General features: G+C 57.1%; 20 protein-coding genes and 1 pseudogene. 16 read left to right on the top strand and 5 right to left on the bottom strand.

All coding sequences use genetic code 11. The annotated features are described in order from the left end of the window. Positions 1–9 precede the first annotated feature (9 nt). Together V7730_RS17905 and V7730_RS17910 are read right to left on the bottom strand one after the other, a co-directional pair. Complete coding sequence (locus tag V7730_RS17905) at positions 10–156, bottom strand: hypothetical protein (protein WP_335748958.1); 147 nt, start codon at positions 154–156, stop codon at positions 10–12. After that, positions 153–1,226 carry an isopenicillin N synthase family dioxygenase gene (locus V7730_RS17910; protein WP_335748959.1) on the bottom strand — a complete coding sequence of 358 codons (1,074 nt, stop codon included), beginning with the start codon at positions 1,224–1,226 and terminating at the stop codon, positions 153–155. Before V7730_RS17910 ends, V7730_RS17905 begins: the two co-directional genes overlap by 4 nt. A gap of 281 nt (positions 1,227–1,507) precedes the next feature. On the opposite strand from V7730_RS17910, the gene V7730_RS17915 reads away from it, so the two are divergent. Genes V7730_RS17915 through V7730_RS17940 form a run of 6 tightly spaced genes read left to right on the top strand, consistent with a single transcriptional unit; the run spans position 1,508 to position 6,774 of the window. Next, positions 1,508–2,590 (top strand): ABC transporter substrate-binding protein, encoded by a 1,083-nt coding sequence (locus V7730_RS17915; RefSeq protein ID WP_335748960.1) that lies wholly within the window; start codon positions 1,508–1,510, stop codon positions 2,588–2,590. A gap of 6 nt (positions 2,591–2,596) precedes the next feature. Next, the gene (locus V7730_RS17920; RefSeq protein ID WP_335748961.1) at positions 2,597–3,643 is read left to right on the top strand and encodes an ABC transporter ATP-binding protein; all 1,047 of its coding nucleotides are present in this window, start codon (positions 2,597–2,599) and stop codon (positions 3,641–3,643) included. Further along, entirely contained in the window at positions 3,640–4,620 is a 981-nt protein-coding gene (locus V7730_RS17925) for an ABC transporter permease (RefSeq protein ID WP_335748962.1), read from the top strand. Before V7730_RS17920 ends, V7730_RS17925 begins: the two co-directional genes overlap by 4 nt. Further along, positions 4,620–5,417, top strand: coding sequence for an ABC transporter permease (locus tag V7730_RS17930; protein WP_335748963.1), 798 nt, complete (start codon positions 4,620–4,622; stop codon positions 5,415–5,417). The genes V7730_RS17925 and V7730_RS17930 overlap by 1 nt, the downstream gene beginning before the upstream one ends. A gap of 17 nt (positions 5,418–5,434) precedes the next feature. Continuing rightward, complete coding sequence (locus tag V7730_RS17935) at positions 5,435–6,052, top strand: cysteine hydrolase family protein (protein ID WP_335748964.1); 618 nt, start codon at positions 5,435–5,437, stop codon at positions 6,050–6,052. Continuing rightward, positions 6,049–6,774, top strand: coding sequence for a hypothetical protein (locus tag V7730_RS17940; RefSeq protein ID WP_335748965.1), 726 nt, complete (start codon positions 6,049–6,051; stop codon positions 6,772–6,774). The genes V7730_RS17935 and V7730_RS17940 overlap by 4 nt, the downstream gene beginning before the upstream one ends. A 19-nt stretch (positions 6,775–6,793) precedes the next feature. On the opposite strand, the gene speB is transcribed toward V7730_RS17940, so the two are convergent. Then, positions 6,794–7,771 (bottom strand): agmatinase, encoded by a 978-nt coding sequence (gene speB / locus V7730_RS17945; protein ID WP_335748966.1) that lies wholly within the window; start codon positions 7,769–7,771, stop codon positions 6,794–6,796. 262 nt (positions 7,772–8,033) lie between these two features. Here speB and V7730_RS17950 point away from each other — a divergent pair, with 262 nt between their 5' ends. Then, positions 8,034–8,819 carry an MBL fold metallo-hydrolase gene (locus V7730_RS17950; RefSeq protein WP_335748967.1) on the top strand — a complete coding sequence of 262 codons (786 nt, stop codon included), beginning with the start codon at positions 8,034–8,036 and terminating at the stop codon, positions 8,817–8,819. A 21-nt stretch (positions 8,820–8,840) separates the two neighbouring features. Here V7730_RS17950 and V7730_RS17955 read toward each other — a convergent pair whose 3' ends face one another. Next, positions 8,841–9,752, bottom strand: a complete 912-nt coding sequence (locus tag V7730_RS17955) for a LysR family transcriptional regulator (protein ID WP_335748968.1) — start codon at positions 9,750–9,752, stop codon at positions 8,841–8,843. A 129-nt stretch (positions 9,753–9,881) separates the two neighbouring features. Between V7730_RS17955 and V7730_RS17960 the strand changes: the two genes are divergently transcribed. From V7730_RS17960 to V7730_RS17985, 6 genes are read left to right on the top strand one after another with little or no spacing between them, the layout of a single operon-like run. Next, the gene (locus V7730_RS17960) at positions 9,882–11,489 is read left to right on the top strand and encodes an ABC transporter substrate-binding protein (protein ID WP_335748969.1); all 1,608 of its coding nucleotides are present in this window, start codon (positions 9,882–9,884) and stop codon (positions 11,487–11,489) included. Positions 11,490–11,492: 3 nt separating this feature from the next. After that, complete coding sequence (locus V7730_RS17965; protein ID WP_335748970.1) at positions 11,493–12,527, top strand: ABC transporter permease; 1,035 nt, start codon at positions 11,493–11,495, stop codon at positions 12,525–12,527. Then, positions 12,524–13,402 (top strand): ABC transporter permease, encoded by an 879-nt coding sequence (locus tag V7730_RS17970; RefSeq protein ID WP_335748971.1) that lies wholly within the window; start codon positions 12,524–12,526, stop codon positions 13,400–13,402. Before V7730_RS17965 ends, V7730_RS17970 begins: the two co-directional genes overlap by 4 nt. After that, entirely contained in the window at positions 13,399–15,039 is a 1,641-nt protein-coding gene (locus V7730_RS17975) for an ABC transporter ATP-binding protein (protein ID WP_335748972.1), read from the top strand. The genes V7730_RS17970 and V7730_RS17975 overlap by 4 nt, the downstream gene beginning before the upstream one ends. A 25-nt stretch (positions 15,040–15,064) precedes the next feature. Next, positions 15,065–16,870, top strand: a complete 1,806-nt coding sequence (atzF, locus tag V7730_RS17980; protein WP_335748973.1) for an allophanate hydrolase — start codon at positions 15,065–15,067, stop codon at positions 16,868–16,870. Beyond that, entirely contained in the window at positions 16,867–17,340 is a 474-nt protein-coding gene (locus V7730_RS17985) for a RidA family protein (protein WP_335748974.1), read from the top strand. The genes atzF and V7730_RS17985 overlap by 4 nt, the downstream gene beginning before the upstream one ends. Here the strand turns inward: V7730_RS17985 and V7730_RS17990 are convergent. Continuing rightward, positions 17,337–18,548, bottom strand: coding sequence for an amidase (locus V7730_RS17990; RefSeq protein WP_335748975.1), 1,212 nt, complete (start codon positions 18,546–18,548; stop codon positions 17,337–17,339). The genes V7730_RS17985 and V7730_RS17990 overlap by 4 nt on opposite strands. Before the next feature lie 332 nt (positions 18,549–18,880). Between V7730_RS17990 and V7730_RS17995 the strand changes: the two are divergent. The 3 genes and pseudogenes from V7730_RS17995 to V7730_RS18005 all read left to right on the top strand — a co-directional run. Then, positions 18,881–19,030: pseudogene (locus V7730_RS17995) on the top strand (transposase); the annotation flags it as partial. A 746-nt stretch (positions 19,031–19,776) separates the two neighbouring features. Next, positions 19,777–21,063 carry a tyrosine-type recombinase/integrase gene (locus tag V7730_RS18000; RefSeq protein ID WP_335748976.1) on the top strand — a complete coding sequence of 429 codons (1,287 nt, stop codon included), beginning with the start codon at positions 19,777–19,779 and terminating at the stop codon, positions 21,061–21,063. Next, the coding region (locus V7730_RS18005) for a hypothetical protein (RefSeq protein WP_335748977.1) at positions 21,056–21,547 on the top strand (492 nt) is incomplete at its 3' end. The genes V7730_RS18000 and V7730_RS18005, both read left to right, overlap by 8 nt.

The raw sequence follows: 21,547 nt of genomic DNA on the forward strand, positions 1-21,547 counted from the left end.
AGATGCATCTTAGCCAAGCCGCAAAACTGTCCTAAAAAGCAGGACCACTTCAAAATCCTCCTCGACATTTGCGCCGGTCAACATGCTCAAGTGATAGCTGCCCACGGTCAAAGCCGTGGGCATATCTAGCGCTTCGAAATCCGGATGCGGTTTCATTCCGCGGCGGTCCGGGCTTCGCGTTTGAATGGGTTTTCTTCGGGCACGTCGAACTCTAGCACCAGATCACACTTGGCGCGGGCGTCAGCCATGTAGCGGAAGGCGTTGACGGACATGCGCATCAGGTGATCGCCCGCTTTGATCGGCGGATATTTTGCAATCGTCTCGGGCGTGCGGAATTTCTCAAGCGGTTCCACTACGGCGTGGTAATCAAGGCCGAAGAACAGCGGGAAGGAATAACGTTCCGTCCCGATGTTGTTCACGCGGTGTTGGGTGGATTTGAACTGCCCGCCGGACCATGTCTCGAAGATGTCGCCGATGTTGACGATAAAACAGCCTTCGATGGGCTGTGCCTCGATCCAGACGTCGTCGGCGTTCATCACCTGCAAACCGGGCGCGCCTTGCAGTAAAATCGTGAAACACTCGAAATCGGAATGCGCGTCGATGCCGACGAAATCCTTGGTCGCGGGCAAGTCGTTCTCGATATAGCGCAGCATCCGCAGCTGCGAGGTCGGGTTGTTGATATGTTTGGTCAGCTCCGATGGATCGACCCCAAGCTCAAGCGCCAGCGCGTCCAGCAGTTTCAGACCAAGGGAAAACACAGCGTCGTAATAGGTCGAAACGGTATCCTTCCAGCCGGGGATATCGGGCCAGATGTTCGGGCCTGTCATGCGCCAATCTGCCAGATAATCGGGGTGATCGGCGGGCGCCTCAAAGGACATATCCCAAGCTTCGTTAAAGTTTATCCGGGCGGGAAAGGAAGCACCATTTTCCTCCAAAGGGACATAGCCGCGATGGTGGGTCGTGAAGCCGGACCAGTATTTCATTTTGAAGCGGCGCGGCCTTTCGTGAAACTCTTTGGAGGCCGCGAAAAGGTCACTGATCAGGCTTTCCGGTACACCGTGGTTGGTAATGTAGAAGAAGCCGGACGTGCGTGCCGCATCACCCAAAGCGGTGGCGACGGCTTTCTTGGCCTCGGGATCATCCGTCATCAGCCCTGACAGATCAATGACCGGCAATTGAGCCTGTTCGATCTTGAGCGCGCGCTGGTCGTGGTCAATCTGTTTCATGGTATTTGCCCTTTGAAGTCCTCTGTTCGGATCACGCTGGGCCAGAACCCTATTATCACGCAAGCAGGAGCCAAGCGCACAGAGGGCATTTTCACGCTTGGCTAAAAACTTTGGCACACCAAAGCCAAGATGCCTGATTTTGCGCCGGATTGTTGTGTGTATCCACTATCGCGCGACATTCATTGGCCGTCGCAATGCGAGTTGTGACTGAATGGGACCCACCATAAGCACCAAATGGCAAATGCTGACCGCATGAACAATTAATATCTGGGGAGATACACATGACAACTTTCAATCGCCGCACATTACTAAAGACCGGGGCCAGCATCGGTGGCCTTGCCGTGGCAGGGGCAGCCATTGGCACACCGTTGATCGCGCAAAGCCGCAGTTTGAAAGTCGGTTCTTACGGGGGCTATTTTGAAAATAGCTTCAAAGAATTTGTGTATCCCGAATTCACCGCCGCGACGGGGATTACTGTGGAAAGCGTGACACAGCCCAACTCGGCCGATTGGCTGGTGACAATGCAGCAGGCGGTGCCAGCGGGCAGCATCCCCACGGATATTTCGCTTTATGGTCGCGATTCGATGATCAAGGCCAGTCGCATTGGCGGATTGATCGCACCGTTGGACATTTCGGCCATTCCGAAGGCGGAGAATCTGGACGGGTATTTCGTATTCGAGGGCCCCGAAGGCCCGCAGGGTGTTGGCGCGATGTCGTGGTTTTCGGCCATGGTGGTCAACCCCAACCAGGTCGATATCCCCGCAAGCTGGGCGGATTTCTGGGACACGGACAAATTTGAAGCGTCGTTGGGTCTAAGCAATGTCCACTCAAACGGTTTGTTGGACATTACGGCGGCGACCTTCTTTGACGGCGAAGAAACGATGATGTCCAACGAGGGGATTCTGGCGATCCTCGACAAGGTCCGTGAACTCAAGCCGAATGTGACGTTGTGGTGGAACGCCGAAAGCCAGATGGAGCAGGGCATGAAAAACGGCGACGTGATCGGCGGGCAATATTATCTGGATGTGGCAAACCTGATGGCCGCTGACGGGTTCCCGATCAAGGCGACCTTCCCCAAAGAGGGCAATTTGCAAGATTATGGATCGTGGTGCCTGACCGCGGGCTCGGAAAAATCAGCGGAAGCGGCGGAGTTCATGAACTATTCCTCTGATCCTGCGACCCAAGCCTTGATGAGCCGCAAGATTGGAACCGCGCCGTTGGTTGACAAAGCGATGACCGATCTGACCGATGACGAATTCAACTTCGTGTCCGGTTCGCCGTCGATCAAGCCCGCCTACGAGGCCTATCTCGATAACGAGACCTTCATCAAGGAAAGCTGGGACAAGATGCTGGCAGAGTCTTGATCTGCGATGCCTGACCTGATCCTGTCGGGTGTTTCCAAATCTTTTGGAAGCACCCGTGCCGTTGAACCGACCGACCTGACCTTTGCTGAGGGGCAATTGACCGCGCTGCTGGGCCCGTCGGGTTGTGGCAAGACCACGTTGTTGCGCATGATTGCGGGCCTCGAAGACCCCACGCGCGGCACGATCCGTCTGGGTGATGCCGACATCACCTCCCTTCCGGCCCATAAGCGCAAATTCGGCATGGTTTTTCAAAGCTTTGCCCTGTTTCCCCACTACACCGTCCGCGAGAATGTCGCCTATTCGCTGACCATCGGCGGAATGGCCAAGCCAGCCGCGCTGGAAAAGGCGCAGAGCCTTTTGGAAACGGTTCAGCTAAGCGGGTTCGGTGATCGGCGCATTGGAGAGCTGTCTGGCGGGCAACGGCAGCGCGTCGCGATCGCGCGCGCCTTGGCGCAAGAGCCGAAGGTATTTTTACTGGACGAGCCGATGTCCGCACTGGACGCCAAGCTGCGCGAGGAGATGCAGGTTGAGTTGCGCCTGTTGCAGCAGCGGCTGAAAATCACGACCATCGTCGTCACCCACGACCAGCGTGAGGCGATGACAATGGCTGATACCATCGTGGTCATGTCCAACGGACGCGTCGAACAGGTCGCCCCACCTCGGGACATTTACCACAAACCTGCCAATGCCTTTGTTGCGGATTTTATCGGCAAGGCGAACTTCTTTGATGGGGTCTACCAGAAGGGCGGTGTGAAGATTGGAAATCACGCTGTGGATATTCTTGCCAATTTTGCACCGGGCAGCCCCGTACGTCTGGCGATCCGACCCGAAAGTGCCTGCATTGTGACCGAGCCGGGGCAAAACTGCATTGCTGCCGAAATCAGCTTTGTCCGCGATCTTGGCCCGGTCAAAGAATATCATCTGAAGTCGGACATTGGCCCGTTGATCGTCGAATATGCTGGCACGGATGGGGTTGAACGGGTGGCCGGTGACAAGGCGCTTGTGCATTTGCCCGTTGGTGCGCTTCGGGTTTATCCGCGTGTGGCAGCATGACGATTGCCGACGACATAGGCATGAGGGCCGACAGAGGCTTGGATAGCTCAAAGGGCATTAACGCCAAAGCCGTGCTTTACGGCGTGCTGACCACGATCATGGTCGTCTTTTGCATCCTCCCTTTTATTCTGGTGATAATAATATCGTTTGGTCAGAAGGTGGATGGTGCCGGGTGGGTCTGGGCCTTTACATTCGCGAACTACCAAAGATTCTTCGTTGGGCTTCTATGGCCGGACGAAGTGACGTTTCTTTACCTTCAGCAACTGGGGTATTCGTTTTACTTCGCCATCATTGCGTCGGTTCTGGCTGTGTTGACGGCGCTGCCGTTTACCCTGCTTCTGACCCGGCTTAGACGCAGCACACAGGCAGTCTGGCTGGTATTCATCTTGGCCTCGCTGTCGATGTCAGAGGTCTTTATCGTCATGGGATGGGACATTCTGCTGTCCAACAACTCGGGCCTGCCCAAAGTGTTCGAGGTGACGGGCCTGACCCAGTGGCTCAAGGACGTGGGCTGGTTCCAGACCCTGCGCGATATGGGTCTTGCCAATCCGCGGAATGTAAAATTCAAACCCTCCAGCTTTGCGACGATCCTGACGATGAGCTATCTTGTATGGCCCTATGCCGTCATCCTTTTGTATCCCGCCCTGTCGCGCCTTGATCCGTCCTTGTCAGAGGCAGCGCGGACCATGGGTGCCAGCCGATGGACCGTTACGCGCACGGTAACGCTGCCCTCTATCCGGCTGCCGCTGCTGGGCACAACGCTGCTGTTGTTCGTCTTCTTGCTGGGCAGCTATGTATCGGTCAGCGTTTTTGCCACACCCGATAAACAAACAACGGCCGTTGCGATTTATTCCAACATCCGCGGATCGAACATGGACGCGCCGTTCGGATCGGCGCAGGCTGTGATCCTGCTGATTTCGGCCAGTATATGTCTTTATTTCGGTCACCTGTTGAACAACAAGGCGGAGGCAAGCTGATGCGGACCGGAGGGACAATCTTCATGGGGCTGTCAGCGCTGGTGCTGGCGATGCCCATCGTTGTGGTTTGCGCTGCGGCACTCAACGGCGGGCGCAGCATGTTTTTTCCGCCACGCGAACCGACGCTGGCGCGGTTCGGCGAATTTTTCGTCTCTGAACCCGTCTGGACGAACGCACTGACCAATTCGATTATCGTGGCCTTCGGAGCCGCGACACTGGCCGTTCTGATCGCCTGGCCTGTCGCCTATCTACTGTGGTCAACGGGATCAAAGCTATCCAAGACGCTGGCCGGGCTTGGGTCCTTGCCCTTTGCGGTGCCGCCGATCGTAATCGGGGTAGGCCTTGGGTTCTTCTGGGCCTTTACCGGCGGGCTGGGGCATATCTGGTCGGGGGTTATCAGCCACGCGATCTTGCTGATGGCGCTGCCTTTGGTCACGATCTCAATCGGGTTGCAATCCATCGACCGTTCGCATCTGGACGCCGCCGCGACAATGGGTGCGACCGAACGTATGGCATTTCGCACCGTGGTTCTGCCACAAACGCTGCCCTATACGATTTCGGGGTTTTTCTTTGTGCTGGTGCTGTCGTTCAACGAATTCATCGTGATCTTTTTCGTCTCTGCCTCGGCCTATTCGACCGTGACCTTGCAAATCTTCAACTCTCTGCGCAACGGCTACACACCCACGATGGCGGTGGCGGCAATCACCTTTTTGACCGTTTCCATCATCGTCTTTGCAGCAGTTGCCCGCTGGGGCGACCTGCCGCGCCTGATGGGCGCCGACCAATCCAAGAATTAGTCAAAGGACCAGACGCCATGCCCAAGCAACCTATGATCGTTGGCCAGCCTGTTTTGATTGTCGTGGACATTCAGAAGTCGGCGTTTCTGGCGGATTACGACAATGGCATTCCGCATATGCCGAATTTTTACGAAAATCAAAAACGGGCGCGGACTATGGTGGATGCCGCCCATGACAATGATATTCCGGTCATCTTCTTTCAGGAAATCCACCGCAAGGATCTGATTGATTACGGGCGCGAACTCGATGGTTCAGAAGACATTCATTGCCTTGAAGGCAACCCAGGCACGCCGGTCGCCGCCGAAGAGATGGGAATGCGTGACAGCGATTATTTCATCCACAAACGGCGTTATTCGTGCTTTTTCGGGACTGAGCTCGAGATCCTGCTGAGAGGTTTGAAAGCACAAACCCTGATTTTGGTGGGCTGCCTCACGGATGTTTGTGTGCATTACACCTTTGCCGATGCGCATCAGAGCGATTATTACTGCCGTGTCGCGAAAGACTGCGTCGCGGGGTCCTCGCAGGCGGCGCATGATGCGTCGCTAAACGCGATGGAGTATTTGCAGACGGGCGCGGTCTTGTCCTCAGACACGTTGATCGCCGGAATGGCCGCGCAAAAGCGGGCTGCTGCGTGATCACCCAAGACCACCTGCAAGGCCATTGGCAACGGGACTGGATCAAAGCACCCGGGTTCGAAGACGACACCACGCGGGTGCATTGGTTGCAAGCAGGCGTGCTGTATGCGGACCTGCGCATCCCGCTTTTGCGCCCCGAAATCTTGGGACTTTCCTGTCTGGCAGAGCTTGATCCACCGTCCTTGCGCCCCTTGATGGTATCAGAGGGGTTTGCAGGCCACATCACCGTCAAGGATGGCAATTGCACCTGGCACCGCAAGATTAACTGGCACGGTATTCCGGGGCAGGCCGACATCGGCGCGATGTCTTTTGACGATAGCGGCGGGCTGATCGAGGATGGCGTTCTGGCCGACTACCGTGAGCTTTGGCAGGCTGTGCCCCAGACTGCCTTGCGCGGGGCGACAGTCAGCAGTGGTGCGCTAAGCGGCGTTTTGATCGAGAATGACGAGGTGTTCCTCCTTGGCATCGGCCCAACCCCAAACGGCACGTCAGCGGATTTGATCGCAGCGTTGGACGGCGGCATGGCGGATCATCCTGCGTTGCAACAGCATTTCAGCAGCGCCTACGTGCTTGGCCGATGGGACGGCCCGCTTGGCATCGCCCAGCTGTCTACCAATCCGTTTCAGGAAGGACAGGTGACGCTTGAACGGCATGGCGGACTGGTCTGGCACAGTCTGGCGTTTGACGGGCAGCGCGAGGCCTTGCCGCTGAACCTGACTTAGCGATAAGGCCTTAGAGCGATCACGACTGCCTTTTGCTGCGCACTTCAGCGAGTAGGCACAGGATTTCAAAGGCCAGCGCCGCCCCCGCCAGCGATGTTACATCTCCGACGTCGAAGGGCGGTGAGACCTCGACCAGATCAGCGCCAACGTAGTTCAGATCGCGCAATCCGCGCAACAAGACCTGCGCCTGATGCGTGGTCATACCGCCGATTTCCGGCGTGCCCGTGCCCGGCGCATAGACGGGATCAAGGCTATCGATATCATAGGTCAGATAGACCGGCATATCACCCACCAGCGCGCGGGCCTCGGCGGCGATGGCGGCAGGGCCTTTTTCGTGAAATTCCTCGCAAAACACGACGCGCATGCCCGAAGCATTGGAAAAATCCCACCCATCCGAGGTGTTCTGGGTGCCGCGAATACCGATCTGAATGGTCTTTGTGGGGTCGATCAACCCTTCCTCGACAGCGCGGCGAAACGGGGCACCATGGTTGAACTTTGATCCTTGAAAGCTGTCTGTGGTGTCTGCATGGGCGTCGATATGGATCAAGGCAACAGGCCCGTCTTTGGCGATTGCGCGCAGCAAGGGCAGGCTGATCGAATGATCGCCACCAATCGCAAAAGGCAGGATATCCGCCCCCAGCAACATCGTGGCAAAGGCCTCGATCTCGTCATGGCTGGCCTCGATTTCAAACATGCGGGTGAAGGGGACGTCGCCCATATCCCTGATCCGCGCTAATTCGAACGGATTGATCCGCGTGGCATGATTGATCGCCCGCATCAGGCTGGACTGATTGCGCACCTGGCGCGGGCCATGCCGCGTACCCGCCCGATTGGTCAGCGCACCGTCATAAGGCACGCCAAAGATGCCGATGTCTGCTTCTTCAAGGTTCCTCGCGATTGGCATCCGCATGAAGGTCGCGATTTCAGTAAAGCGCGGCGCAAAGGGGTTCGGGGTGGCGGGCGATTTGTAGTCCAATTCGGGATCCTTTTTTGGCATATGTCGATCATTGTTGACCCTGATTTGAGACGAAAGCGCATAGATGTGCCACCGATGCTTTGTGAAAAGAACGTCAGCGTCCCAAACCAAGGTATCAGACGTTAAAAACCGCCTCCATACTGCCTAAATTTTGGACGATCTGCGTGATTGGCAGTGTTGTTTTCGCCGATTGACGCCTCAATCCATTAAGCACTGGCGACGGGCTGCGGCACGTTTCAAGATACGCAAGCGTGACCTCAAGCCCTTTGAGCGGAGAGATAAGATGACACTTCCTGTAGCGAATGAATGGTATACGTCCAAAAAGATTGATGACCACACGACCCTTATTCTTGAGCCGCACGTGCATGTCCTTGAACAGGCCAACATGTTTCTGGTCGAAGGCAGCGCGCGCGACATGATCCTGGACACAGGGATGGGGATCGTGCCGCTGAAACCCTTCCTCGACACGTTGCGCTCCGATCCGGACAAGGACATTATCTGCGTATCTTCCCATACCCATATTGATCACATCGGCTGCGTCCACGAATTTGAAACGCGGCTCGTGCATCCTGCCGAGGCTGACGAAATGGCCAAGCCCTCCGGGCTTTCCTCGCTTTATCGCGACGACATGTCGGCGCGCCTTTTGCAGATATTCCTTGATGCAGGTTATCCGCCGATTGATGAGTTGCTGATCGATGCGGTGCCTTACGAAGGCTATGATCCCAAGTCTTACGTTTTGCGCGGTGCGCCCGCCACTGGGCTGCTGAACGAGGGCGACGTGGTCGATCTGGGCGATCATACCTACACCGTGCTGCATCTTCCCGGACATTCGCCGGGGGGGATCGGGCTGTTTGAGGATGCAACCGGTGTGCTGTTTGGCGCAGATGCAATCTATGACGGGCCACTGATTTACGACGGCCCCGGGATGAGCATTCCAGACTACATCAAGACCTTCGAGAAACTGAAGGCGCTGGAGGTGTCCGTGGTGCATGGCGGGCACGACCCCAGCTTTGGGCAGGACCGCATGCACCAGATCATCGCGCACTACGAAGCGATCTGGCGCGGCTGATCGGGGCGCTTTTCGGGTGCCCTACTGGTCGGCCAGTTGTGCGAGCGCTGAAACAAGCTGTTGGCTGAACTTTGCCGAAGCCACGGGCAGGGCGCGCCCCTTCATCTGACCCAGCAGAAGGCGGCCAACCGGGATGTCCTTTTCCGAGATCGGCAAATGCGCGATAGCACCTTGTTCGCGCGTGCTGAGCCCAATGGGGATTTGAAATCCGACTGCATCTTCACGGGTCACGTAGTGCCGGATCAACTCAAACGATTCGGTCTCTACAATCGGTGTCAGGGTCTGCCTTTTGCGGGTCGCGGCGGTTTCCATCAAATGACGCACGCCGTAAGCCTGCGCAGGCAGAACCAGCTTGCGCGAAAGACAGTCGTGCAGACGCAATTCGGTTTTGCGCGACAGCGCGCTGTCGGACCTGAACACGGCGTGGATCGGCTGTGGCAAGGCAAAAAGAACTTCGAAATCAACCAAATGAACCGGTTCGAATACCAGCGCGAGATCGCTGCGAAAGCTTGCCAGATCCTGTTCGGCCTGCGCGCGGTCGCGGACATTGACGGTGAAACTGACGCCGGGGTGTTCGGCACGGTAAAAGGCGATCTGTTCGGGGATAAAATAGGGCAGCAAAGCCTGCGAACAGGCAATCGAGATATGTCCACGCCGCTGCCCCGACAGGTCGGCAACCTGCGACTGCACCCGAGTCAGATCGTTCCTTTGCAGCTTTATATGTTGCATCAGCAACTCTCCGGCGGGGTTCAACCGCATCCCGCGCGGCAGGCGCTCGAATATCGGCCAGCCGAACTCTTGCTCAAAGCCTTGAATCCGCCGGTTTAGCGCGGATGCCGTCAGATTGGTGTCCTCTGCCGCCTTGCGGATAGAGCCCGCACGCACCACGGCTTCGATCAGTTCAAATGTCTTTAAGTACTTCAATTTAAACACCTCTTTGAATAGCGATGCATAAAACACAGCGCATATATGATTATATAGCAATAGAAGTACACGCTAATCCATCGCAACCTCTGTGCAAATGCGATTCAAATAAAAATGCATGCCAACAGAGAGAGAACCATGACCGATAAAACCTCCCGCCGTAATTTCCTCAAGATGGGTGCCGCTGGTGCCTCTGTCCTGCCGTTCCTGCGCGCGATGCCTGCTGCGGCCCAAGGGTCCGATACGCTGGTCGTTGTCACCGGGACAACGATCAACAGCCTTGATCTGCACCGCTCAGGGACCAGCCGGGCGGCCTATCAAGTGGGGATCAACTGCTATGATCGCCTGCTGTCGTTTGGTACCAAGCAGACCGCCGATGGCGGTTTTTCCTACGACTACACCGTGATCGAACCCGAGCTCGCAGAAAGCTGGACCGAATCCGAGAATGGTCTGACGCTGACCTTCAAGTTGAAACCAAATGCGACATTCTGGGATGGTCGCAAGGTGACGGCGGCGGATGTGAAGTGGTCCTTTGATCGTGCCGTATCTGTTGGCGGCTTCCCAACCGTTCAGATGAAAGCGGGCGGGCTGGAACGCCCTGACCAGTTCGAAGCGGTGGATGACGAGACCTTTGTGATCAAACTTGACCGCGCGTCCAAGCTGACGATCCCCGATCTGGCCGTGCCAGTGCCCTACATCATCAATTCCGTCGAAGCCGCAGCCAACGCGACCGAGGCAGATCCGTGGGCAACGGAATATCTGCACATGACACCCGCCGGGTCAGGGGCCTATAAGGTGGCCCGTTGGACACCGGGCGAGCAGCTTGTCTATGAGCGCAATGACGATTGGGTTGGCGGGCCACTTCCGGCCCTCAAACGCGTCGTGATCCGTGAAGTACCAAGCCCCGCAACCCGCCGCGCTTTGGTGGAACGCGGCGATGTTCAGGTTGCTTTCGATATTCCCGACAAGGATGCGGCCGAATTGGTGGACAAGATTGATGTGTTTTCGACACCAGTTGAAAACTGCATCCACTGCCTGTGCCCGAATTTCACATTCGAGCCGTTCCAAGACGCGAATGTCCGCAAAGCCATTGCCTATGCCATTCCCTACGAAGACATCTTTCAGGCCGCAGCCTATGGTCGTGGTTTGCCAATGTGGGGCGGCGAAGAAGAGATCAACGATATCGCATGGCCGCGCAAAACGCAGTACTATACCGACATCGAGAAGGCCAAAGAACTGATGGCGGCCTCTGCCTACGCTGATGGTTTTGATGTGCCTTTGTCGATCAGTCTGGATTTGGCATCCTGGATGGAGCCGACGGCGCTGCTGGTGCAAGAAGCCCTTGGTAAGATCGGGATCAATGCCACCATTGAAAAGATCCCCGGTGCCAATTGGCGCACAGCCGTGCTGGTCGAAAAGCGCCTGCCGTTGCATCTTGAAAACTTTGGCGGCTGGCTGAACACACCGGATTATTATTTCTTCTGGGCCTACCAGGACGGGCACCTGTTCAACTCTTCCAACTACCGCAACGAAGAAATCGAAGAGCTGACGAATGCCACGTTGCACATGCCCATGGATGACCCCGAATACGCGCCCAAGATCAAGCGCATGTTCGAGATTGTGCTGGACGAGCTGCCGCGCATTCCACTGTACCAGCCTGCGCTGAACGTGGCGATGAATGGTGCCCAAGGCTACGAGTTCTGGTTCCACCGTCAGTTGGACATCCGTCCAATTACGCTTACGTAAACGATGCTTGCATCAACGCCCCGTTTGCGCGCGACGCTGTTGCGTATCGCCCAATCCATCCCGGTCGTGATCGGGGTGGTGGTGATTAGCTTTTTGTTGACCCGCGCGCTGCCGGGTGATCCGGCCGTCTACTTTGCCGGGGTGGCGGCGGACACAGCATCCATTGAACAGACCCGTGTCGCCATGGGTCTGGACAAACCGTTGGTGCAGCAGTTTTTCATCTACGTTGGGGATTTTCTGCAAGGCGACCTTGGCCAGTCACTCTCTAGCGGGCGGTCGGTTGCAGAAGATCTGGCCAAGCGTTTGCCTGCCTCGCTGGAACTGACGCTGACAGCACTTTTGTTGGCCATTGCTATTGCGGTGCCGTTGGGTGTGCTTGCGGCGACGCGTCCGGGCACTTGGGTTGATCATTTGTGCCGGCTAGTGGTGACGGCGGGGGTGTCGTTGCCCACGTTCTTCACTGGTATTTTGCTGATTTATATCTTTTATTACCTGCTGGGCATCGCACCATCGCCCCTTGGCAGGCTGGATTTCATCTATCTTGATCCCGATCACGTCACAGGGTTTTACCTGATTGACGCCGCCCTGATGGGCGATTGGGAAACATGGCGTGGCGCTGCAAAACAACTCATCTTGCCTGCGAGCACGTTGGCCTTGTTCACGCTTGCCCCGGTTGCACGGATGACGCGGGCTGCGATGCTGACGGCGTTGTCCTCTGACTTTATCCGCACGGCGCGCGCGTCTGGGCTATCTAACCAAACGATCCTGTACCGCTATGCGTTTCGCAACGCCTTGCTGCCCGTGGTCACGACCCTTGGCATGGTGTTTTCCTTCGCTTTGGGGGCCAATGTTCTGGTCGAGAAAGTCTTTGCCTGGCCCGGTATCGGATCCTATGCGGTCGAGGCGCTTGTCGTGTCGGATTATGCCGCCGTGCAGGGGTTTGTCTTGGCGATGGCGCTGCTGTTCGTAGCGCTCAACCTTGTGATTGACCTTCTTTACACAGCGATAGACCCGCGGATCGGATTTTCATCCAAATGACTGAAATACCACTTCAACCTGCGGCCAAAACCCAAGGCAGCCTTGATCACGTCTTTTATGTGCTTAAGGCCAATCCGGTCACGTTGATCGCCTTTGCGATGTTTGCGCTGCTGATCTTTTCAGCCGTGTTCGGCCCCGCTTTGGTGCCTTACGATCCGCTGGCGACGAATGCGTCGAACGCTTTGCAACCGCCCTCGGCGGCGCATTGGTTCGGGACTGATAATGTGGGGCGGGACATGTTCAGTCGGGTGATCGTGGCGACGCGGCTTGACCTGTCGATTTCGGTCGCGGCGGTGGCGCTGTCCTTTGTCGTAGGTTCGGTCCTGGGCTGCATCGCGGGCTATTGGGGCGGCTGGCCCGATATCATCCTGAATCGGTTTCTGGATACAATCATGGCGTTTCCATTGTTCGTTCTGGCGATGGGGATCGTAGCTGCCTTGGGCAACACGATCGAGAATATCATCTACGCCACAGCCATCATCAACATGCCCTTCTACGCCCGCCTTGTCCGGGCCGAGGTCAACATCCGCCGCGACGCAGGCTTTGCCCGCGCGGCCAAGCTGGCGGGCAATTCCGATCTGCGCGTGCTGGCCTTTCACATCTTTCCCAACGCCTTGCCGCCGATGATGGTGCAGGTGTCGCTGAACCTTGGCTGGGCGATCCTGAACGCCGCTGGCCTGTCGTTCATCGGCCTTGGCGTCAGTCCGCCGACGGCGGAATGGGGGATCATGGTGGCCGAAGGCGCGAATTTCATCGTGTCGGGCGAATGGTGGTTGGCGGTCTTTCCGGGCCTGTGGCTGATGATCGCGGTCTTTACCTTTAACCTTCTGGGCGACGGTCTGCGCGACATCGTCGATCCAAGGAAACGCTCATGAGCGCGATGCTTTCCGTCAAAGACCTTGCGGTCGCGTTTCAAACCCGTCGCGGTCAGGTCGATGCGGTGCGCGGCATCAGTTTCGAGGTCTCCAAAGGCGAGATCCTCGGCATCGTCGGCGAAAGCGGCTCTGGCAAATCGGTCACTTCCTATGCGCTGATGCGCATCCTTGACGCAGGCGGGACCATTAAAGCAGGCGAGGCAACCTATTCCGGCATCGACCTGCGCCGTGCGACAGAGCGGGACATGCGCGACATCCGGGGCCGCGAGATTTCGATGATTTTCCAGAACCCCCGTGCAGCCCTAAACCCGATCCGCAAGGTTGGCCACCAGATCGAAGACGTGCTGTGCCATCACGCCCGCGCCACCCGCTACGATGCCCGCGCCAAAGCGATTGCAGCGCTTGAGGCGGTCAAGATCAACGATGCTGAAGCCCGCTATAACGCCTATCCGTTCGAGCTGTCAGGCGGCATGTGTCAACGCATTGTCTGCGCCATCGCACTGGCCTGCGATCCGCGTTTGCTGATCGCGGACGAGCCGACGACGGGCCTTGATATCACCACACAAAAGGCGTTGATGGACCTTGTGCGCGACCTGATCCGCGAACGAGAGATGAGCAGTATTCTGATCACCCACGACCTTGGTCTTGCCGCGCAATATTGCGATAGAATTCTGGTGATGAAAGATGGCGAAATCGTTGAACAGGGGGATCCGGGCCAGATATTCACTGACCCGCAGCATCCTTACAGCCGCAAGCTGGTGGACGCGACCCCGCGCGCGGGCGAAACCGTGCGCAGCCTGCTGCCCCCCGAAGATCGCGGTAGCGAACCGACGCCCATCATTGGGGACAAGACGCTGCTTGAGGTGCGCAATCTGACCAAGACCTACGCGGGAAAATCCGGTCCGGTCCATGCGGTGAAGGGCATTTCGTTCAGCATCAAACTGGGCCAATGTGTGGGTCTTGTGGGCGAAAGCGGCTGCGGAAAATCCACCACCTCGGAAATCTTGGTGCGCCTTATGGATGCCACCAGTGGAGAGGTGATCTTTGACGGGGAAGACATTGCGCAGGTGCCTGCGCGTGGCTTTGCCAAGGATCCCAGACGCGCCGATATCCAGATGGTTTTTCAGGACGCCACCGACAGCCTCAACCCACGCCATACTGCCCGCCAGACGATTTCTGAGCCGTTGCGACGGCTGGGCCGGATGCGTGGCGCGCAGGTCAAGGCGCGGATCGAAGAATTGGCAACGCTGGTGGGGCTGCCGCTGTCTCTGCTTGACCGTTTTCCGCATCAGCTGTCTGGTGGACAAAAAGCGCGGGTCGGGATCGCGCGGGCCATAGCGCTTGATCCTAAATTCCTGATCCTGGACGAACCGACTGCGGCGCTTGATGTGTCGATCCAGGCGGTTGTGCTGAACCTGCTGGTGGATTTGCGCGCCAAGCTGGGGCTAAGCTATCTTTTCGTCAGCCATGATCTGCATGTGGTGCGTCTGCTCTGCGATCATGTGATCGTCATGAAAGATGGCGAAATCGTTGAACAGGGCGCGGCGCAGGATGTCATGTCGAACCCGAAAAGCGATTATACCAAAACCCTGCTTGCCGCCGCGCCAAAGCCGCCGCTGCGTCGGGTAACCAACTGAGATACAAATTACCCGGAGATACCTGATGCTGAGCAATTTACCCTTTACCCTTGATGCCCTGCGCGCGGCTTACGCGGCGGGCACGCGCCCTGCCGAGGTGATTGACGAGATATTCAAACGTCTTGACGCAGTGAACGATCCGGGCATCTTCATCCATCTGTGTGACCGCGACAGCCTGCGCGCGCAGGCGGAGGCCCTTGGAGAGTACGACCCCGACATGCCGCTTTGGGGCATTCCCTATGCCGCCAAGGACAACATCGACGTCGCTGGGATCGAGACGACGGCGGCGTGCCCTGCCTATGCTTACACGCCAAAGGAGGATGCCTTTCTCATCGCCAAACTGCGTGCAGCAGGGGCATTGATGATCGGCAAAACCAACCTTGATCAATTCGCGACTGGCCTTGTGGGTGTGCGCACGCCCTATGGCGCACCGTTGAATGCGGTGGACCCCGAGATCGTGCCGGGCGGATCTTCGGGCGGATCGGGTGTGATTGTGGGGCACGGCATCGTTACATTCTCGCTAGGGACAGACACGGCGGGGTCGGGCAGGGTGCCTGCTGCGCTGAACAACATCGTCGGGCTGAAACCGACCTTGGGCGCCTTGTCCGCCCGCGGTGTCGTGCCTGCCTGTCGGTCGATCGAAACCGTGTCGATCTTTGCCCTGACCGTCGATGACGCCTACGAGGCCTTTGCCGTGGCGCGCGGGTTTGATCAGGCCGATGCCTATAGCAAACCGCTGGTGCATGAGGCGTTGACCGAGCCGTCAAAAACTTTGCGCGTGGGTGTGCCGGATGCCGCTACGATTGAATTCTTCGGCGATACCGTGCAGCAGGCTGCCTTTGACCGCGATGTCGCCTTGCTTAAGGCCGCCGGGGCCGAGATCGAATACCTCGATTTCGAGCCGCTCTATGCCATTGCCCGCATGCTGTATGAAGGGGCTTGGGTGGCTGAACGCTATACGGTGATTGACGATCTGTTAAAGACCAACCCCGACGCGATCCATCCGGTGACGCGCAAGATCATCACCCATGCAGAAACCATGTCAGCAGCGGATGCGTTTCGGGGGATGTACCGTTTGGCTGATCTGAAACGCGCGGCGGAACCGATGCTGGCGGGACTCGATCTGCTGTGTGTCCCCACCATCCCGACGTTCTATTCTGTCAAGGATCTTGAGGCCGACCCCGTAACGCCCAATTCCAACAATGGCACCTACACGAATTTCGTGAACCTGCTGGATATGTGCGGCATTGCCGTGCCCACCGCACCGCGCAGTGATGGCAGACCGGGCAGTGTCACCTTGCTGGCAGGTGCTGGCCAAGACGCCCTTGTCGCCGCTGTTGCGCGGGGTTTCGAGGTTGATTGTGCCCGCAATATGGGAGCCACCGTGCATCCGGTGCCAACACCCGCTGCCTTGCCAAAAGCGGTATCGGACCGGATTGATCTGGCAGTTTGCGGGGCGCATATGACGGGCTTGCCGCTCAATTGGCAACTGACTGATCTGGGGGCTACCTTTGTGCGCAAGGCGCAAACCACCGCAGAGTATAAGTTCTATGCCTTGGCCGGTGGGCCGCCTGCGCGCCCCGGTCTGGTCCGCTCTGACGCGCCGGATGCAGGTGCTGTCGCGGTCGAGGTCTGGTCGCTGCCCAAGACAGCATTCGGCACGTTTATGGCAGGCATCCCCGCGCCTTTGGGCATTGGGACGGTTTCACTCTCTGACGGCGCGTCGGTCAAAGGGTTCATCTGCGAGGCCAGCGGCATCAAAGGGGCCACGGACATCACAGCCCTTGGCGATTGGCGCGTCTATCTGGCGCAAGAGGCTATGCCAGTATGACATCGCAAGTCGAACAGCGGCTAAGTGCCTTGGGGCTGGAACTACCCCCCGACTGGACCCCACGCGGTCAGTTTTTGCCCTTTCGCAAGGATGGCGCGGTCGTCTACCTTTCGGGTCAAATCTGCGAATGGGCAGGGGACGTTACCCATGTTGGCCCCGTTGCCGATACGCCAGAGGCGATCGAGGCAGGGCGGGAGGCCGCAAAAATCTGCGCGCTCAACCTGATCTATCGCTTGCGGCAGGCCTGCGATGGTAATCTCGACCGGGTCGATGTGGTGTTGCGCTTGGGGGGATTTGTGAATTGTGCCTCGGGCTTTCCCAGCAGTCCGGCGGTGATCAATGGCGCGACGGAAATTTTCATCGCGCTGTTTGGTGACGACGGATGGCACGCGCGCACGGCGGTGGGGGTGTCTGGCCTGCCGGGCAACGCGTCTGTAGAAGTGGACGCAATCATACGGCTGAAAAGCTAGGCTTGCGGCAAGTGCGGTGACGGCATCGGCGGGCTGGTTGCTTCCAGTCGTGCCGCTGTCGCCAGCAGCTGATGATCTTGTCCGGGTCGCGCGGCCAGCATGACAGACAGGGGCCTGCCCAAGCGGTCCAGCCCCCATGGCAGGCAGACCAGCGGGCCACCAAAAACGGTCCAAGGGGTCAGCCAATCCTGAAAGCCGGTGGTGCCATCCATAAGGGGCGCGCCTTCGGGGACGGGCAGGGTCAGGATTATATCTAAGCCTTCAAGACCTGCCCAGAAGGCGTGTTTCGCCTCGGCCAGAAATTCTTGGGCCTGTGCGACCTGATCGGGTGAAATCGTCGCCCCGGCGCGCAGGCCAGCGAGAAACTTCTGCTTCAACAGCGCCCCTCGCGGATTGTTCAGCACTGCACCATGGGCGATAAAGGCCTCGTAATGCATGACCAAACGGTGGGCGATGACCATGGGCGCAACATCAGCTTTCAAAGGAGTTTGTGTGACGCGTGCGCCAAGTTCTTCAATCGCGTGCGCCGCCGCCTGAAACCCTTCCATTGTATCGCCGTCCGGTGTTGCGTCGGTCTGCCAAAGCCCGCAGAGCGTCTTTTGAGGTGTTGTATCTGGCTGCGCAGACGGGGACGGGGCCATGACTGCAAAAGCCTTTTGCGCCAAAGCGACGGACCCCGTGATGATCCCCACCGTGTCAAAACTGGGCGCAAGCGGTGTGACGCCCTCGGTCGACAAAGTGCGGTACGTCGGTTTGAGCCCGACAACCCCACAATAGGCCGCAGGCCTGCACAGCGATCCGGCTGTCTGGGTGCCAAGGGCGATATCCACGACGCCTGCGGCCACAGCAGCCCCCGACCCGCTGCTTGATCCGCCCGGAGAGCGGCGCAGATCGTAGGGATTCCGGCAAGCGGTAGGATCGGTAAAGGCAAATTCGGTCGTCACGGTTTTGCCAACGATCTTGGCCCCCGCCTGTCGCAGAAGGCCCACGACCGCGGCATCCTGCATCGCTGGCGGCGCATTTTCGCACGCGTCACTGCCATTTCGGGTAGACGTGCCTGCAACATCGATTACGTCTTTTACCCCAACACGCATCCCAGCCAAGGGTCCATCGCGAGGGGTATCAGCGGGACAAAGTTCTACGAACGCCTTAAGGTGTGGCTCCCAAAGGTTCAGGTGTGCATCAGGATCAGAAATGGAGGTCTTCATCGACCCGCTTTGCCGATAGCAATCATGTCGTAGTGCAAAGGGCCGACGGGTATCCCAACGTTTCCAACTTCGTTTCCAGCGATATTCTCCATCCGCTTCCCCCACTATAACACTTGCTGATCCACCGGCGAAACCCTTCCCGCCTTAGCCTCACATTTAACGGCGTTGTTGCGACCACCGCCAGTTGATTGGTGTTTTTCGGGTTCATTTCCCTACGAAATGCTGTCGAAGCTGACCTGCCCCCCGAGGCTCCCTCATTCATAACGAGAGTTTGCAGGCAAAGTAGAGGATGAGACCACAAGCTCTCACACACGTTTGGTCCAACGTCTCTCAAGCGCCACATTGTGACTGATACTGTCGGTTTGCTGGTCGGCTTCGCCGTTCATGGTGCTGCTGTACAGGATCGCGACGGCGCGCCGGGTCTGCTGAAATCCATCGCCAAGGCCTATCCTTTGTTGCGCCACGTCTTCGCAGATGGCGGCTAGCTGCTGTCTGACTTGTTGTAAGATGGGGCAGAACACTTCTGTGGAAGCTTACGCAAATTGGGGAATATATGGGTAATGAAAAGCGCGACGTTTACTAACTCAATGAAAATTAAACATAATTCATTGTTTTATGGTGCCCAAAAGAGGATGCTATAACTTCTTCAGAGCAGTAGGCTATGAGGCCAATTAACCGCAACCCGCTTTAGTAAGGCGTTTTCGAGCAACTCAGTCTGTCTCAAAACTCGTTCTTGCAAGCAAACCTCTTAGAGCCTTGGTCGCAGTTGAGTATCGTGACTAAAGAAAACGGACTTGCGTCCGCTTCGCAGCATGATGAGCATTGGGCTCGGACCAGTCATTAGCCGGGCTTGGTCTGAATGTTTGCTTCCGATGAAGCGACATGATTGAGCCGCGTTCTGAGAACTTCATCAAAAGGAAAAAGCGCTGATTTCAGTCCCAGAAAGGCGTTTCCAGCTGCTGGCAGGAGCTCATTGTTGAACATGCGGAAGCAAAGATTCCAGTGAGACTAAAAAGAGACTAAAATCGACCTTCTTGGTGGTCGATATCACCTAAGCCATTGAAATTTTTTGGAGGCGAGTGGGAACTCCGCTACCCTGTAGCAACGCGCGTCTATTTGTATAAATATACTCATAAAATACGGGCATTTATCTTATGCCTTGTATCATACAGTCACATCCTGTAGCGAATAATTATATATTTTTGGGCGGGTTGAATGTGGGGCTTAAATGCCGAAGCGTGCTAAAGAACTTTCCGCAATAGAGGTCAGGCGACTGGGGCCTGGCGTTCATAACGTGGGTGGCGTGGCTGGCCTCCTGATGCAGGTTTCAGACAATGGGGCGCAGTCTTGGCTTTTGCGTGTTCGGGTTGGCGACAAACGCCGCGAAATTGGTCTTGGGCCGTTTCCCGAAGTCAGTCTTGCGAAAGCGCGCGAGAAAGCCGCAGAGGCCAAGGAGGCGATCCGCAGCGGCGTCGACCCGGTAGAGGTCCGTAAGGCCGCTAGATCGGCGCTGCTAGCGTCTCAGCGACTGGGACTGACCTTCTCGGAGGCCTTCGAAAAATATGCTGCCAAGAAACTGCCCGAACTCAGGACAGAACGTTACCGCGATCAATGGAGGGCTACTGTTGTAAAGTATGCTATTCCGGAGCTAGGCGGAATGTTGGTTCAAGACATAACCCGCGAGGACATTCTTCGCGTTCTCCATCCTATCTGGGAAACACGCACAGAGACGGCAACCAAGGTTCGCCAGCGGGTCGAAAAGACGCTGGACTATGCGAAGGCTGCCGGGCATCGCACGGGCGACAATCCGGCTGCATGGCGAGGCAACCTCGAACTCGTACTTTCATCCCCTAACAAAATCGCAGCAAAGGAAAACTATCCTGCCTTGCAGCTTGATGATGCTGCACGGTGGTGGGCAGACTTGCAGTCACGCGATGGCATTGGGGCGACCGCTCTGGCATTTCAGGCATTGACCGCTTCGCGTTCCGGGGCCGTGCGTTTCGCGACATGGGATGAAATTGACCTAGGTGCGCGGCTCTGGACGATCCAGCCCGGGCGCGCCGCAAGCAAGATAGCCCCGACAGGTAAACCCCACCGCGTACCTCTTACAGACGCTATGATCGCACTACTGAAAGCTTTGCCGCGCATGGGCGACCTGCTTTTCACTGCACCGCGTGGCGGCAGTTTGTCAGATGCAACCTTGGGCAAGTCTATGCGCTCGCTACATGAGGTTGATGTCAAGCGAGGCGGCGTGGGCTATGTGGATGCCAAAACCAAGGCCCAAGCTGTTCCGCATGGGCTGCGAAGCTGCTTTAGGGTGTGGGTGACGGAGCGGACCAACTTTGATGGTGACATGGCCGAAATCGCGTTAGCACATATTGTCGGCAGCAAGGTCAGACAGGCTTATGACAGATCAGACATGATCGAAAAACGGCGGGCGATGATGGATGCTTGGGGCCGGTTTCTGACAGGTGAAGCCGAGCGCAAGGTTGTTAAGATCGGAGTGGGTGGATGAAAAAAAATCGATTGGCACAGGGATTACGAAAAGTCATTGGAATCTAGCAGAAACAGATGAAGAAATAAGAGCATCGATGCAGGCTTTAGCTAGCGAAACATATTCAGGGGATTTTGCTCGTGCTGTCCGAGTGGCTGAAAATTTTTCAAAGACAATTATTGAATCTTCAAAAAATTTGCTGGTGTTTGAGGATAGTCCGCAAGCGTTTGCCCACAAGATCCTGCAAGGCATTCGAGTTGCTCATCATTCGATTGCCAAAGGCGATGCTGATCTTGCCGCGATGATGGCCTTTCACGCAGGCGTTGCTTGGGAACGAGCAAGAATGAAGTGGGCTTGGGAGCAAGACGCTTTACGAGGTGAAAAATTTTCCAAGTCCAACGGCGAAACAAATAGGACAGAACAGCGCAAGGTCATGCTGCGGACTGTGCTTAAACTGAAGTGGTCCTGCTTTTTAGGACAGTTTTGCGGCTTGGCTAAGATGCAT

It is taken from the genome of Sulfitobacter sp. (assembly GCF_036961165.1).
GTDB lineage: Bacteria > Pseudomonadota > Alphaproteobacteria > Rhodobacterales > Rhodobacteraceae > Sulfitobacter.